Below are 14,306 nucleotides of genomic sequence, written 5' to 3' on the forward strand. Positions count from 1 at the left end.
GATCGCGGCATTGTTGACCAAAACGTCGAGCCGGCCGAAGCGGCGTTCGACTTCGGCCGCGGCGCGGGCTGCCGCCTCAGGCGCGGCGACATCCAACGCGATGGCCTCGACCTTGCCGCCAAGCCGCTTCGCCGCCGCCTCGCCCTTGGCAAGATCACGCACACCGATCAGCACGGTGAAGCCGAGTTCCGCAAGCTGGCGCGCCGTCTCCAGGCCGATGCCCCGGTTGCCGCCGGTGACGAGCGCCACCTTGCCGGAATGATTTGTGTTGGTGGTCATTGTTCCTGCTCCTGTTCGGGTTCGTCGACAGCAAGATGGCATCGATCGGATCGAATGATTAGGGCGCGGAATTCGCACGCATCGCGCGATTGGGCTCATGAAAGGCCTACCCTCAAACCAGCCAGGCCACCTTCATCGCAAGCAGGTGTCTGATCGCCAAGATGACAGTTGCCGACCGCTCGCCACGCGGCCATCCCCTTCCGCAAGGGAAAACGCCAGACACAATCTGGAAACAAAATTCAACAGTCGGGAAAAACTCGCGAAAAAGGCGGCTGTCATAAGCGGCACCGGAGCAGCCGATGATTTGCGGCGCGCGACAAAAGACATTGTTCTTAACCAAGGAATGCCGATTATGAAAAAGACCCTTCTTTCCGCACTCGGCCTTGCCGTCGCGCTCGCTTTCGCGGTGCCGGCGCTCGGCACCACCGAAGCCAACGCCGCTACGACCGCCGCAACGACGACGACCACCACTGCTCCGGCTGCGACCGCCGAAGCCGCGAAGCCGGCAGCGACCGATGCCGCCAAGCCGGCCAGCAATGGCCCGCACAAGAAGCATCACCGCAAGCATCACCGTCATCATGCTCGCAAGCATCATCACGTGAGGAAGCACTCGAAGCATCATGCTAAGAAGCATCACGTGAGGAAGCACCACGTGCGCAAGCACCATGCGAAGAAGCATGTTGCGAAGAAGGCCGCGTAAGGCCTGACGCGTTTCGAATTTCATGACCGGATGATCCGGGACCGCTTGCAAAAGGGTTCAGGATCATCGCTCCCGAAAACGCCGCCCCTTCGGGCGGCGTTTTTGATTGCGGTCTTAGTGAGGCATGATCTTCTCCGAAAACCAGCAACCACTTTTCGCTAGACGCGGTCCTTCGGTTCGGGATCATGCCCTACTTCTTCTGCGGATGGATCGTCTCGCCGCGCGCCAGCATAGCGACGAGATCGGCGATCTTCTTCCTGCGCCCGGCTTCGGTCTTCATGTTGTGGGTGCGGAAGGCGAGCGCGAAGCGGTTCTGGGCGGAAAGCTTTTCCAGCATCTCCTTCGCCTTCGGCTCGGCATCGATCGCGGCCTGCAGGTCGGGCGGGATGGTCATCTCCCTCGACCCGCCATAGGCACGGTCCCAGCGGCCGTCGGCCTTGGCCGCCTCGACCTCGCGCAGGCCATGCTCGGTCATGCGGCCCGCCTCGGTCAGGCGCGCGACATTGTCGATGTTGATCTTGCTCCAGATGCTCTTCCTGCCGCGCGGCGTGTAGCGCTGCAGGAAGCTTTTGTCGTCGAGCGACTTGCGCACCGCGTCGATCCAGCCGAAGCAGAGCACGACGTCGACCGCCTCCTTCGGCGTGATCGAGGCGAGACCGGAACCAACCTTGTGGACCTTGATCCAGACTTCGCTTTCGCCGGCGTGGTTGTCGGCCAGCCAGGCGTAGAAGCTTTCGGCATCGGGGAATTCGCGAACCTTGTCCGGATCGACCTTGATCGGGGCCATCGTCACCTCTGCCGCATTGCTGATCGGGAGACAGTCTCGCCGATTCCGCGGCCCATGTAGCCTCCTCTCGTGCCAGTTTCTGTCAGCAGGAGAGTCTAAAGGATCTTCGCCAGGAAGCTCTTCGTGCGGTTCCTCTGCGGATCCGAGAAAAGCGCCTTCGGCGCTCCCTCCTCGACGATCATGCCGTCATCCATGAAGATCACACGATGTCCGACCTCGCGGGCAAAGCCCATCTCATGGGTGACGACCACCATCGTCATGCCCTCGACGGCGAGAGTCTTCATGACCTGAAGCACCTCGCCCACCATTTCGGGATCGAGTGCCGAGGTCGGCTCGTCGAAGAGCATGACGTTCGGTCCCATAGCCAGCGAGCGCGCGATCGCCACGCGCTGCTGCTGGCCGCCGGAAAGCTCGTCGGGGTAGCTTTCTTCCTTTCCGACGAGGCCGACCTTGGCCAGCAGTTCGCGCGCGACCCTGTTGGCCGCCTCAGTCGGGATCTTCTTGACCTTGCGCGGCCCGATCGTGACGTTCTCCAGGATGGTCAGGTGCTTGAACAGGTTGAACTGCTGGAACACCATGCCGACATGCTGGCGCAACTGGTGGATGTTCGTCTTCGGATCGGTCAGCACCATGCCGGCGATTTCGATCTCGCCGCTGGTAGCCGTCTCCAACCCGTTCAGGCAGCGCAGGAACGTGCTTTTGCCGCTCCCCGAGGGGCCGATGACGACGACGACCTCCTTTTCCTCCACATGGGTGGTTATCCCCTTGAGGATCTCGTTGTGGCCGAAGGACTTGTGAAGGTCCTTAACGTTTATCAACTTGAAGCCTCCTCTCCAGGTAGGACGAGAACTTCGAGAGCGAGAAGATGAGGATGAAATAGAGGGCGGCAATCAGCCCCCAGATCGCAAAGGAGGCAAAGGTCTCGGCAATGACGATCTGGCCCTTGTAGACAAGCTCCGCAATGCCGACAGGCGCCAGCAGCGAGGTGTCCTTGATGGTCTGGGCAGCCTGATTGACCAGCGGCGGGATCATCCGCTTGAACGCCTGCGGCAGGACGATGTAGCGCATCGTCTGGAAGCCGTTCATGGCGATCGACTGCGCCGCTTCCTTCTGCCCCCGGTCGACGCCCAGAATGCCGGCGCGGATGATCTCGGTGACATAGGCGCCTTCATTGAGGCTGAGCGTGAGAGCGGCGGCGAGGATGGGATAGGTCAGTTGCCCGAACCAACGGTTGACGGGCAGGATCGCCGGCAAGCCGAGCACGATGAAGAAAAGCTGCACCAAAAGTGGGGTGGAGCGGAAAATCTCGACATAGCCGGTCGCGATCCAGCGCAGCGGCGCGATCGTCGACAGCCGCATCAGCGCCGCGACCAGGCCGATGGCCACCATCAGAATGATGGCGACGACCGAATACTGGATGGTCAGCCGCAAGCCGTCGAGGAGGACAGGTAGGTTTTGTCTTATAGGGTCCATGAACGTGCCCTGGGTCAACTTCCGGGCCATCATCGGCAAGACGGCCCGGAAAGATCAGTCGTTCACACGATCAGAACCAGGCTCAGCCCGAGATCGCGACGGCATCCGGCTTCTGCACGTCCTTGACCACGCCGCTGGTATCGCCGCCGAAATATTTATCGAAAAGCTTCTGGTATTCGCCGCTCTGCTTGATCTTGGCGAGGCCGTCATTGATCTTCCCGACCAGCTCAGGCTTCTGCTTGCTGACGGCAATGCCGTAATATTCGCCGGTCAGCAAAGGACCCACGGTCTGGACATCGTCATGGGCGGCCTTGAAATTGAGGTTGACCGGATTGTCGAAGATGACGGCGTCCGCTCCGCCGGTTTCCAGCGCCTGATAGGCGGCGTCGATGCTCTGGAACTGCTTGATATAGTCCTGCTGAACGCCATGGCCGGTCAGATAGTCGACGGATGAGGTTGCTTTCTTGGTGGCAACCACATGGCCATTCTTGAGGTCGTCGAAGCTCTTGATGTCGGAGTCTTTCTTCACCAACACCGAAAGGCCGGATTTGTAATAGGCGTCGCTGAACTCGACGTTCTGCATGCGGCTCTTCTTGATCGTGATCCCGGCGACCGCGGCGTCGATCGAACCTGCCTGCAAACTGGGGATGATGCCGTCGAACGGCAGCGTTTTCAGGGTGACCGTCATATTCTCGGCCTTGGCGATCGCATTGATCATATCGATGTCGAAGCCGGTGACCTGGCCGTTCGTCTCGGTCTCGAAGGGCGGGAACGTCGTATCGGCGCCGACCACCATGGTCGTCGCGCTTTGCGCGGACGCGATAGTCGTCGCACCGAGCGACAATGCGAGGCCGGAAACCAGCGACGTGGTCAGCAGGATAAGCGACTTGTTGTTCACGGATGTCTCCTTTCGGCGGGCATTCGTCTGCTGAAGGCGTCGACGATCAGGAGTGGTGCGGAATGCATGAACTCGGGAGCCCGTATTGTGCATCTGGATCGGGTTCGGCCCAAGTCAAGGTTGCCGCTGTCGGGGTTTCCTCCAGGGGGAACCGCAGCCGGCGGATTTCATGCGCGGCCAGGTCGCGCGACCGGTTATGCCAGGCTTGCGGTGTAATTCGGCGAGCCCGCGGACCTCGCTATCGGAGCTTCCGATCGCGCCATCGGTTTCTTCCGTTTCCGCTTCGCGTCGCGGCCTGTCAAACCCTGTCCATGCAAAGGAAAGGCGTGGACATGGACAAGCAGACAATCCTGATCGTCGGCGGCAGCTCGGGCATGGGACTGGCGCTCGCCAGGCGATGCCTCGGGGAAGGTGCGCGCGTCGTCATCGCCGGGCGTGGCGAGGCGAAGCTGGGCGCGGCGCGGGAAGAACTCGGCCGGCCGGGGATGCTCGAAACGGCGGCGGTCGATATCAGCCAAGAGGATGAGGTCGCCGCACTTTTCGAGCGTATCGGGCCGCTCGATCATATCGTCAGCACCGCGGCTGCAATCGAAGGCGCCTACCGGCTGTTGCCGAAGATCGAGCTTTCAGCCGCGCAGCGGGTGGTGGAGAGCAAGTTCTACGGGCCGCTGCTGCTTGCCAAGCATGGCGCGCCGAAGCTGCCGCCAACCGGCTCGCTCACTTTCGTGTCGGGCATTGCCGCCTACCGGCCGGCGGCCCGCGGCTCGGTGGTCGCGGCGGTCAACGCGGCGCTGGAAGGGCTGGTGCGGGCTTTGGCCGTCGAGCTGGCGCCGATCCGCGTCAACGCCGTCTCCCCGGGCTGGGTCGACACGCCGATCTGGGAATTCGTCGCGGGCGACAGGAAGGCTGAGACCCTGGCCGCCATGGCGGAGCGGTTACCCGCGGGACGCGTCGGGCTGCCCGAAGACATTGCCGACGCGATCCGCTTCCTGATCGGCAACGGCTTCACGACGGGAGAGACGCTGCATGTCGAGGGCGGGCACCGGCTGGTGTGACCGGCGCGAAGCCCTTGCCTATTGCTGTTAAGAGCGCCTTCAGCGCCGGCGGCTGGACGCGCCGGCGGCGCCAGGTCATCACGACGTCGGCCGAGCGGACCGGGCCGGGCCAGGCAAGCTCGGCCACCTCGCCGCGATCGATCGCGGCGGCGACCGCCAACCTCGGCACGAGGCCAAAGCCGGCGCCGGCCGCCACCAGTCCGGCTATGGCGTCGATGCTGCCGGCTTCGGCGGCAAGGCTTGGCTTGCCCAGACCTGCTCCGGCGAACGCCTTGTCGACCATGGCGCGGTAGACGCAGCCGGTCTCGGTGGCGACGAAATGCTTTTCGGCCAGCGTCGCCAGATCGACATCGGCGCGGTTGTCGCCAGGCGGCGCGATCAGCGCAAGCGGCTCGACCGCCACCACGCGCCTGGCAAGGCGCTGGTCCGGCGCGCCGGCATCTTCAAGCTCAGGGGGCCGCTCGAAACAGAAAGCGACGTCGATCTCGCCGTCACCCAGCCGTCGCAGCAACTCGCCGCTGCCGGCGATCTTGAGCTTGATGTCGATATCGGCATGCGCGGCACGGAAGTCGGCGAGCCAGCCGGCAAGCCTTGCCGAGGCGATCGTCTCCAGCGCGCCGATCGACAGGCCGCCGGCCGGCCCGGCCCTGGTCGCATCGACGGCGGCCCTCGCGTCGTCGGCGAGCGCCAGCAGTTCCTCGGCATAGGGTTTCAGCGCCCCGCCCGCCGGCGTCAGGTCCAGCCCCTGCCGCGAGCGGGTGAAGAGGCTGGCGCCAAGCTCGGCCTCCAGCGCCTGGATCTGGTCGCTGACGCTCGACTGGGCGAGATTGACCTCCTGCGCCGCACGCGTGACGTTGCGCGTTCGCGCGACCGCCAGAAAGGTCTTCAGCAGCCTGGGATGCATAAGGGCGCCGAGCCTACTGCAGCTGCGGCTTCTTCAGGAAGGAATTGCGGTCGGCGGACTTGACGCGCAGCCAGGTCTCGCGGCCGTCGCGCACGACGCGCAGCGGGATTTCCGAACCGGCCGGGTTCTGCCAGAGTTTTCTGTAGAAATCGGCCAGTCCGTCGACCTCGCCGTCGCGCACGTCGGAGATGATGTCGCCCTGGCGCAGCCCTGCCTCCGCGGCCGGACCGCCTTCGGCGACGCTCATCACCACCACCATGCCGTTCGACTCGGCCGAGAAGGCGCCGAGCCACGGACGCGGCGCCGTCGCGGTCTGGCCGCGCTTGATGAGATCGTCGAGGACCGGCGTCAAAAGATCGATGGGCACTACCATGTTGATGTCGGCGACCTCGCCGGCACGGCTCATCTGCAACCGCAGCGAGCCGACGCCGAGCAGCTTGCCGTCGCGGTCGAACAGCGCGGCACCGCCCCAGGACGGGTGCGCCGGTGCGATGAAGATCGCCTCGTCGATCAGATATTCCCAGTAGCCGGCGAATTCCTGCTTGGTGACGATGTGGGCGTCGACCTGCTGGCCGATGCCGTCGGCGAGCGTCACGGAGTCGCCGATATTGGCCTTCCTGGCGTTGCCGAACTGGACCGCCGGCAGGCCAAGCGGGGACAGCGCCTGGACGAGGCCGAAACCGGTCTCCTGGTCGTAGGCCAGCGCGTGGGCCGCGACCACACGGCCGTCCTGGTCGGTCAGCCACACCTCCTCGGCCTCGGTGATGAGGTAGCCGATGGTGAGCACAAGGCCATTGTCGCGGATCACGACGCCGCTGCCCTCGCGGCGCGTGCCCAGCGCATTGGCGGTGAAAGCGTCGTCCGGCACGGTGGCGCGCACGGCAACGACGGAGCGCGAAATTTTCCCGATGGTCATCGATCCATCCTGCGTTGCGGGTCTTTGCCTATAAGTATGGCCGAAGGCGCGCGACGCAAGGGTGGATTTCCCCCTTGACGGCTTGGCACAAGCGCTAGTTCAACGAAGATTGAACTTTTTTCTTTGACGCGCGCAAAACCGCACCTAAGTCTATCGGCATCCGTGGCAGACTTTCCCGCCCCTCACGACACACAAGGCCTCCGACATGGACCAATACATCCCGCCGAAAGTCTGGACCTGGAATAAGCCGAACGGCGGCGAGTTCGCCTCGATCAACCGGCCGATCGCAGGCCCCACGCATGAGAAGGAACTGCCGGTCGGCAAGCACCCGCTGCAGCTCTATTCGCTGGCCACGCCCAATGGCCAGAAAGTGACGATCATGCTGGAGGAGCTCCTGGCGCTCGGCCATAAGGGAGCGGAATACGATGCCTGGCTGATCAAGATCGGCAACGGCGACCAGTTCGGTTCGGGCTTTGTCGGGGTCAACCCGAACTCGAAGATCCCGGCGCTGATGGACCGCAGCGAGCCGAAGCCGGTGCGCGTGTTTGAATCCGGTTCGATCCTCACCTATCTCGCGGAAAAATTCGGCGAATTTCTGCCGACCGAGCGCGCGGCGCGGGCAGAGACCTTTTCCTGGCTCTTCTGGCAGATGGGTTCGGCGCCCTATCTCGGCGGCGGCTTCGGCCATTTCTACGCCTATGCGCCGCACAAGATCGAATATGCGATCGACCGCTTCGCCATGGAGACCAAGCGGCAGATGGACGTGCTCGACCGCAGGCTGGCGGAGAGCGAATATCTCGCCGGGCCAGACTACACGATCGCCGACATGGCGGTTTGGCCCTGGTATGGCGGGCTCGCCAAGGGCCGCAGCTACAACGACGCCGCCCAGTTCCTCTCGGTGCATGAATACAAGAATGTGCAGCGCTGGGCCGACGCGATCGACGCGCGCCCGGCGGTAAGCCGTGGGCGCATGGTCAACCGCATGTCCGGCGACCCGGCCTTCCAGTTGCGCGAGCGCCATGACGCCCGCGACTTCGAGACGAAGACGCAGGATAAGCTGGAGGCGGCGGAGTGACTGCTGATCTCCCCCACAAGGGGGGAGATTTGGCCATCGCCGGCGCCCCGCTACCTCCCATACGTATACGTAACCGTCGCCTGGCCGAGCGCGGAGCTCTTGGCGGCGACCGAGACCATCTCCGGCAACGGGTTGGCCGGTATGCGCAATGTCTTTTCACCCAGCGCATAGAGCGTGAAGACATAGTGATGGTCGCCGCTGCCGGGCGGCGGGCACGGGCCGAAATAGCCGGCGCGACCGACGCCGCCCTTGCCCAGCACCGAGCCCTTGGGCATGCGCTTGCCGGCCTGCGCGCCGGCGCCCTCGCGCAGTCCCTTGGCGCTCGCCGGGATGTTCCAGGCCAGCCAGTGCCAGAAACCCTTGCCGCCATTGGCATCGGTGTCGAACATGGTCAGCGCGTAGCTTTTCGTGCCGGCCGGCGGATCCTTCCAGGCAAGCGCGATCGAGACGCTCTGTCCGCCGCAGCCGGCCTTGTCGCCGAGGTATTTCGCATCCCATTTGCCGTCCGAGACGGACGGGCTGGATATCTCGAAGGCAAACGCCTGGGTGGCGAAGACAGCGAAGGCGCATGCGACGAGGCTTGGGCGTGGGATCATGGCCGTCCTCCCTGACAGCGATCGTAGAGCCTATCTGAAAGGGCCGAGCGGCACCGAGCAACTTTGCGTGACGGCGGCCGATGACGATCTCTATTCCGCCGCGCTGCATTCGGCGACCGCCGGCATCGCCTGGCCCGCGAAGGCCGCCATCCAGAGCCGATCGATGCCGGCAAGCTTTGCCCGGTCTATCTCGCCGAGATGCTTCCAGTACATCCCGTCCTCGTAGAAGTAGCCGAACTCGCGCTCCATCGCCTCGGCCGCCTCAACCGCCTCACGGTCGAATCCTGCATACAACTCGGCCTGCAAGGCCAGGACTTGCGACATGGACAACACTTGCACGTCCTCGAAGGGGAGCTTCGGGAAAACCAGCCTGCTGCGCGGCAGGTCCGACAGGTTGATGCACAGCGTGCCGCGCCGCAGCGCATGGAAAAGAAGGCGCGCGGACTTGGCCTCGAGGCTCTGCAGCGTAACGTCGTCGCGCAGCGGGTCGGCGCGGCCGACACCGTAAAAATGGGTGTTGCCGGCCCCGTCATAGATCATGTCGCAGCCCAGAAAGGCGAGCACGTCCGGCTTCTGGCTGTGAATGCTCCAATAGGCCGACGTCAGCGACATGGTGGCGCCGGCATAGACGAAGCCGCCAAAGCTGTTCTGCGCCGGCACATAATGCGCGGCGCTGAAGATCTCGGCTTGCCTGAGTTCCTGCGGGCGCGGCATGCGGTCAGGCGGAAAATCCCCGGCATGCACCAGAACGTCCCAGTCGGGGCGCACGCGCCAGGCGTTGTTGATGGCGACGATGCTGGCGAATGTATGCTTGGGCCACGCAACGCAGCGCATGACATCCGGCGCGCTGCCGAGCAGCAGCGTTACGCGGGGCGATGCGTCATTCACCATGCAATCCTCTTCGTGCACTCGCATATGAGCCTTGCCCGCCTCTCTCGACAAGAGCCGGGCGTCTTTTCCGGCTGCGCCAAAACGGCCGCATGGCGGCGGTGTCGGATTCTTGCGGAAGGGCTCATTCCCTGCAGCGGCCTACCTGAACCTGTGGCAATGAACGATGCAGGCCGTCAGAGACTTCCCATCGCGGAGAAAATCCCCGCGGCTCCCCTTGCCCACTCGCTGACATTTCGCGGACAGGCGAAAACGAAAAAGCCCCGCCGGTGGAGGCCGTCGGGGCTCTTTCGTTTGGACCATGGAGGTGGGACCCCACGGTCGGGTCGATCCAGGGGGTGTTGGATCGGTCGCGACACTAGCCGACAAATCCGCCGCGCGAACAATCACGCCTGCGCACTACCAATCACGCCTGCGCGAGACGGCGGTGATTGAAGGCTTATCCTCGCAGCAGCTTCGCCAGTCTCGGCACGCCTTCGTTCACCGCGCGGTCGTCGGCAAGGGTGAACGACATGCGCAGCGTGTTGCGGCCGGTGCCGTCGGCGTAGAAGGCGTTGCCCGGCACGAAGGCGACGCGCGCCTTCTTGACCGAGCGCGCCAAAAGCTCGGTGGCGTCGGCGCCTTCCGGCAGCGTCAGCCAGACGAACATGCCGCCGTCCGGTCGGCTCCAGGAAATGCCGTCGGGCATGTTGGCCTCGAGCGCGCCAAGCAGCGCGTCGCGCCGCTTGCGGTAGGCGCCGATCAGCTTGTCCACCTGGGCGTCGAAGATCGTCTCGGCGACGCGGTGCATGACCATCTGGTTGATCGAGGGGCTGTGCAGGTCGGACGCCTGCTTCATCAGCACCAGCTTTTCCACCACATGATGCGGCGCGCAGACCCAGCCGACGCGCATGCCGGGCGACAGTATCTTCGAGAACGACCCGCAATAGAGCGTGCGCGCCTTATCGATGCCGCCGGAACGGGCGCAGTCGAGCGCCAGGATCGGCGGCACGCCTTCCCCATCATAACGCAGCGCGCGGTAGGCGGCGTCCTCGATCACGGCGATGTCGAGCTCGCCGGCCAGGTCGAGCACCGCCTCGCGCTGTTTGGCGTCCAGCGTGTTGCCGGTCGGATTGGCGAAATCCGGCACCAGATAGGCGAATTTCACCTTGCCGCCATTTGCGGCGGCGGCAGCGCGATAGGCTTCCGGCGTCATGTTGCCGCCAGCGGTGTTCAGCCGGTCGTAGCGCGGCTCATAGGCGTTGAAGGCCTGCAGCGCGCCGAGATAGGTCGGCCAGGTGACCAGGGCCGTGTCGCCAGGCGACAGGAACAGCTTGCCGAGATAGTCGAGCGCCTGCTGCGAGCCGGAGGTGATGAAGATATTGCCTTCGTCGCATTGAACGCCGAGCTTGCCCATATAGGCGGCCAGCCATTTGCGCAGCGGCAGGAAACCTTCGCTGACCTGATACTGCAGCGCGGCGCCCGCCTCGGCGCCGCCGAGCACCGCCTGGTAGGCATCGCCGATCGCCTGTGCGGGAAAAAGCGAAGAGTCGGGAATGCCGCCGGCGAAGGAGATGATGTCCGGCTGGTCGAGCAGCTTCAACAGCTCGCGGATTTCCGAAGCCTTCATGCGCGAGGAGCGCGAGGCCAGAAGGTTCAACAGGGTCAAGGCGCACCTCCCGCAGTGCTTATTTAGGTCAGGTTGGTTGACCTATTATCAGGCCGCGCCTTTCGCGTGAATACACAAAACGGTCATGGCGCATCGTCCAGGCGACATTTGGCCCACAAATTTGCGCGAGCGCTAATGGAAAGTCATTGCGCGATCGGTGGGCCAGGCGCACCATCGCGACCAAGGAATCGGAAGCCGAGAGAAAATCAATCCGGACCAAAGGGGGACGCGCATGACACTCGAGGTCATCGGGGCCGGTTTCGGCCGCACCGGCACGTGGTCGACTTTCGCCGCGCTGAACCGGCTGGGCTTTCCGAGCTACCACATGCAGGAAGTCATCATCAACAAGGCCAACAAGGGCCATCTCGACTTCTGGCGCAAGGTGGCGAACAGCCAGCCGGGCAGCCAGCACGACTGGAACCGGGTCTTTTCCAATTACCGGGCGACCGTCGACAATCCGGGCTGCTGCGTTTGGCGCGAGCTGATGGCCGCCTATCCCGACGCCAAAGTGCTGTTGACGCTGCATCCGCGCGGCGCCGAGGCCTGGTATGACAGCACGATCGACACGATCTACTTCACCGAGAATGTCTGGCAGTTCAAAGTGCTGGAATGGCTCACGCCCTTCGGCCGCAAGTTCGGCGACATGTCGCGCAAGCTGGTCTGGGGCCGAACGCTGAGGGGCGTGATGAACGACCGCGACAAGGCGGTGGCGCGCTACAATTCCTATATCGACGAGGTGAAGGCGGCAGTGCCGCCGGAAAAGCTTTTGGTGTTCAAGGTCAGCGACGGCTGGGCGCCGCTTTGCGATTTCCTCGGGGTCGCGCTGCCCAACGAGCCCTTCCCCAACCTCAACGACCGCGCCAGCATCAAGAAGATCATCAACGGGATGATCACGGGATCCTATGCGATGCTTGTCGGCGTTGCGCTGGTCATCGCGTTTGTGATTGGCGGGCTATGGTGGTGGCTGGGGTAACGACGGCCATTCACGACGGCCGATAAATCGGCAAGGTGCCCCAGCGCCTAGCGGGATTGTCGTTATATTAGAAAAAGCGCATATTATTGGAAGCCGAAGCCATGCTCCGGCTGACCCGTCCGTTTGCCGTATTGCCCAGGCGGTCCACAGACCACGTCAAATGTCAGAAAGGAAGTCCGTGCTGGCCACAGGATTGGGCAGCCCGGGACATGATATCTGGAGGAGGATCCCATGAAGGTTACCATATTGGCGACTTACGAGCCCCACGCCGCCAAGGGGCTGATGCAAGGATCGAATCGGGAAGCCGCGATCAAGGCGCTCTTTGAAAGCGTGGGCGGCAAGATGAGCAGCCTGATGTTCACGCGCGGCATCTACGACGTCATCGTCAATGGCGAGGTGCCGGATCAGATTGCCGGGATGGGCATGACGCTTGCCGTGCGGGCAAGCGGTTCGGTGAGCGACATGGTCGTTCTCGAAGAACTCGACATGAAGGCGGTGATCGCGGCCGCCAACAAGGCCGCCGGCGCTTACAAGCCAGCCGGCTGATCTCAACTGAGCGGAGGAAGCCATGACCGCCTACAACGTCGTCCGTTTTCGCACCAAGCCCGGCAAGGAAAAGGCCTTCATCGATGCGCATGCGAAGATCTCGCTGGACGCCAAGGGCTTTCGCAAGGGCGCCCTTATCAAGACCGGCGAGCGCACATTCTGCATGGTCGGCGAATGGAACAATATGGACAGCCTCGCCGCGGCGCGCCCGATGATGATCGGCATTCTCGACACGTTCCGCGATATGCTCGAAGACCTCGGCGGCGACCTCGGCGTGACCGATCCGGTGTCCGGCACAGTCGTCGCGGAAATAGGCTGAGGAACTACCCGTCGGCGGTAGCCGGCCCGCCTTGCATGCCCGGCACCACCATCGGCGGGGCACGGCGACACGCCGGCCGCGCCGGGGCGGCGCTGTGTCTTAGAACGGCAACCGGATTTCGTCCGGCTCGGCCCTGTCGGGCCAGCCGATGTCCTTCTGGATCTCGGTCGGCAGCTCGTTGAGCTCGCGCGTCGTGCGGCGGCGCTTGCTGGCCTGCGCGAAGGCGGCGCGGATTCGGTTGAGACTTTTGAACATGTAAACCCCCATAAATCAGCGGCGCAAACCGGTGCCGCCTCTTCCCGGCGCCGCTTTTGCGATGCGTCTGTAACCGGTGGATTGCGCGCGAACGGTGAAATGCTTCACGAAGCGGGGATGGCTTGAAACATATGCATGCAAACTAAATTACGGCATGCCGGGCACATGCAGTCACGACCCGAACCATCGCCTGGGTCTGCGCAGACCCTTCTTACGCAAATGCGCTAAGGAAAGCCCCTACGCACTTTCCTGGAATTATCCTAGAACTTGTAGTTGATCTTGCCGACGACGACATTTTGCGTGTCGTGATTGTCGACGAAGAAGCCCGCTATCCTGTCGCTTTCACCGGCCTTGGTGCCGAAGTCGTAATAGTTCCATTCGACGCCGGCGGTCCAATGGTCGGTGAGGGCATATTCGACGCCGAGGCCCGCGGTCCAGCCGACGCGCGAGCCGCCGCCGAAGGATTGCCCAGCCAAATCGACCTCAGCGATCTTATACTTGGTGAAGGCGACACCGGCGTCGCCATAGATCAGGAAGCGATCGACCGCATAGCCGAGGCGGCCACGCACGGAACCCAGGTAATCCTGCTTGGTCTCGCAGACCGTGCCTAGGACATTCGAACATTGGTCGTCACCCTTCACGGTCGAGCCCGCGAGGTCGCCTTCAATGCCGATGACATATTGGCCGATCTGATAGTTGTAGCCGATCTGGCCGCCGAAAATTCCGCCCGACCCATTGGTGTTGAAGGGAACGAAATCGCCCGACCAGTGGCTGTCGTTCCAGCCGCCGCCGACCTGGCCGCCAGCATAGAAGCCGGTCCATGAAAAAGGCATCGCGGCGACCGGCTGAACAATATCCGCCGCCAGAACCGGAGAAGAGGCTGCCAAAAAAACAACCGAACAAAGCAGCGCCAGCTTCATGAATATCCCGCATCGATCGACCGTATATCGATACCACAATGCGGATCATGCCGCGTAATCAAAAAGACTTCTGC

The 14,306-nt window shown here is 63.3% G+C and carries 18 protein-coding genes; 5 read left to right on the forward strand and 13 right to left on the reverse strand.

Annotated features, from left to right (window positions below):
• The 6 genes from FJ471_RS23210 to FJ471_RS23235 all read right to left on the reverse strand — a co-directional run.
• The coding region (locus FJ471_RS23210) for an SDR family NAD(P)-dependent oxidoreductase (protein ID WP_140807070.1) at nt 1-279 on the reverse strand (279 nt) is incomplete at its 3' end.
• Between the two features lie 112 nt (nt 280-391).
• Nucleotides 392-1,003 (reverse strand): hypothetical protein, encoded by a 612-nt coding sequence (locus tag FJ471_RS34900; RefSeq protein WP_181179673.1) that lies wholly within the window; start codon nt 1,001-1,003, stop codon nt 392-394.
• A 166-nt stretch (nt 1,004-1,169) separates the two neighbouring features.
• Nucleotides 1,170-1,766, reverse strand: coding sequence for a YdeI/OmpD-associated family protein (locus FJ471_RS23220; RefSeq protein ID WP_140807071.1), 597 nt, complete (start codon nt 1,764-1,766; stop codon nt 1,170-1,172).
• A gap of 95 nt (nt 1,767-1,861) precedes the next feature.
• Nucleotides 1,862-2,584 carry an amino acid ABC transporter ATP-binding protein gene (locus FJ471_RS23225; RefSeq protein ID WP_140807072.1) on the reverse strand — a complete coding sequence of 241 codons (723 nt, stop codon included), beginning with the start codon at nt 2,582-2,584 and terminating at the stop codon, nt 1,862-1,864.
• Nucleotides 2,571-3,239, reverse strand: a complete 669-nt coding sequence (locus FJ471_RS23230; protein ID WP_140807073.1) for an amino acid ABC transporter permease — start codon at nt 3,237-3,239, stop codon at nt 2,571-2,573. Before FJ471_RS23230 ends, FJ471_RS23225 begins: the two co-directional genes overlap by 14 nt.
• An 82-nt stretch (nt 3,240-3,321) precedes the next feature.
• On the reverse strand, nt 3,322-4,137 hold the full coding sequence (locus tag FJ471_RS23235) for a basic amino acid ABC transporter substrate-binding protein (protein ID WP_210242050.1): 816 nt from the start codon (nt 4,135-4,137) through the stop codon (nt 3,322-3,324).
• A gap of 332 nt (nt 4,138-4,469) precedes the next feature.
• On the opposite strand from FJ471_RS23235, the gene FJ471_RS23240 reads away from it, so the two are divergent.
• Entirely contained in the window at nt 4,470-5,192 is a 723-nt protein-coding gene (locus FJ471_RS23240; RefSeq protein ID WP_246684805.1) for an SDR family oxidoreductase, read from the forward strand.
• Here FJ471_RS23240 and FJ471_RS23245 read toward each other — a convergent pair.
• Together FJ471_RS23245 and FJ471_RS23250 are read right to left on the reverse strand one after the other, a co-directional pair.
• Nucleotides 5,143-6,096, reverse strand: a complete 954-nt coding sequence (locus FJ471_RS23245; protein ID WP_140807076.1) for a LysR family transcriptional regulator — start codon at nt 6,094-6,096, stop codon at nt 5,143-5,145. The genes FJ471_RS23240 and FJ471_RS23245 overlap by 50 nt on opposite strands.
• 13 nt (nt 6,097-6,109) lie before the next feature.
• A complete protein-coding gene (locus tag FJ471_RS23250) occupies nt 6,110-7,012 on the reverse strand; it encodes a S1C family serine protease (protein ID WP_140807077.1) in 903 nt (300 codons plus the stop codon).
• Nucleotides 7,013-7,217: 205 nt separating this feature from the next.
• On the opposite strand from FJ471_RS23250, the gene yghU reads away from it, so the two are divergent.
• Nucleotides 7,218-8,087 (forward strand): glutathione-dependent disulfide-bond oxidoreductase, encoded by an 870-nt coding sequence (gene yghU, locus FJ471_RS23255; RefSeq protein WP_140807078.1) that lies wholly within the window; start codon nt 7,218-7,220, stop codon nt 8,085-8,087.
• A gap of 50 nt (nt 8,088-8,137) precedes the next feature.
• Here the strand turns inward: yghU and FJ471_RS23260 are convergent, their stop codons facing one another.
• From FJ471_RS23260 to FJ471_RS23270, 3 genes are all read right to left on the reverse strand, one after another.
• Nucleotides 8,138-8,683 carry a YbhB/YbcL family Raf kinase inhibitor-like protein gene (locus FJ471_RS23260; RefSeq protein ID WP_140807079.1) on the reverse strand — a complete coding sequence of 182 codons (546 nt, stop codon included), beginning with the start codon at nt 8,681-8,683 and terminating at the stop codon, nt 8,138-8,140.
• A 90-nt stretch (nt 8,684-8,773) separates the two neighbouring features.
• Nucleotides 8,774-9,574 (reverse strand): hypothetical protein, encoded by an 801-nt coding sequence (locus tag FJ471_RS23265; RefSeq protein ID WP_140807080.1) that lies wholly within the window; start codon nt 9,572-9,574, stop codon nt 8,774-8,776.
• Between the two features lie 436 nt (nt 9,575-10,010).
• A complete protein-coding gene (locus FJ471_RS23270; protein ID WP_181179682.1) occupies nt 10,011-11,180 on the reverse strand; it encodes a PLP-dependent aminotransferase family protein in 1,170 nt (389 codons plus the stop codon).
• 271 nt (nt 11,181-11,451) lie between these two features.
• On the opposite strand from FJ471_RS23270, the gene FJ471_RS23275 reads away from it, so the two are divergent.
• The 3 genes from FJ471_RS23275 (at nt 11,452) to FJ471_RS23285 (ending at nt 13,057) form a co-directional block, all read left to right on the forward strand.
• Nucleotides 11,452-12,192: a sulfotransferase family protein gene (locus FJ471_RS23275; RefSeq protein WP_140807082.1), complete on the forward strand. Its 741-nt coding sequence runs from the start codon at nt 11,452-11,454 to the stop codon at nt 12,190-12,192.
• Nucleotides 12,193-12,423: 231 nt separating this feature from the next.
• Nucleotides 12,424-12,738: a GYD domain-containing protein gene (locus FJ471_RS23280; RefSeq protein WP_140807083.1), complete on the forward strand. Its 315-nt coding sequence runs from the start codon at nt 12,424-12,426 to the stop codon at nt 12,736-12,738.
• Between the two features lie 22 nt (nt 12,739-12,760).
• Nucleotides 12,761-13,057 carry an antibiotic biosynthesis monooxygenase gene (locus FJ471_RS23285; protein ID WP_140807084.1) on the forward strand — a complete coding sequence of 99 codons (297 nt, stop codon included), beginning with the start codon at nt 12,761-12,763 and terminating at the stop codon, nt 13,055-13,057.
• A 99-nt stretch (nt 13,058-13,156) separates the two neighbouring features.
• On the opposite strand, the gene FJ471_RS34905 is transcribed toward FJ471_RS23285, so the two are convergent.
• Nucleotides 13,157-13,312 carry a hypothetical protein gene (locus tag FJ471_RS34905; protein WP_181179675.1) on the reverse strand — a complete coding sequence of 52 codons (156 nt, stop codon included), beginning with the start codon at nt 13,310-13,312 and terminating at the stop codon, nt 13,157-13,159.
• Between the two features lie 260 nt (nt 13,313-13,572).
• Nucleotides 13,573-14,145 carry an outer membrane protein gene (locus FJ471_RS23290; protein WP_246684806.1) on the reverse strand — a complete coding sequence of 191 codons (573 nt, stop codon included), beginning with the start codon at nt 14,143-14,145 and terminating at the stop codon, nt 13,573-13,575.
• Nucleotides 14,146-14,306: the final 161 nt, after the last annotated feature.

The sequence above is a fragment of the Mesorhizobium sp. B2-7-1 genome (assembly GCF_006440735.1).
Taxonomy (GTDB): domain Bacteria; phylum Pseudomonadota; class Alphaproteobacteria; order Rhizobiales; family Rhizobiaceae; genus Mesorhizobium.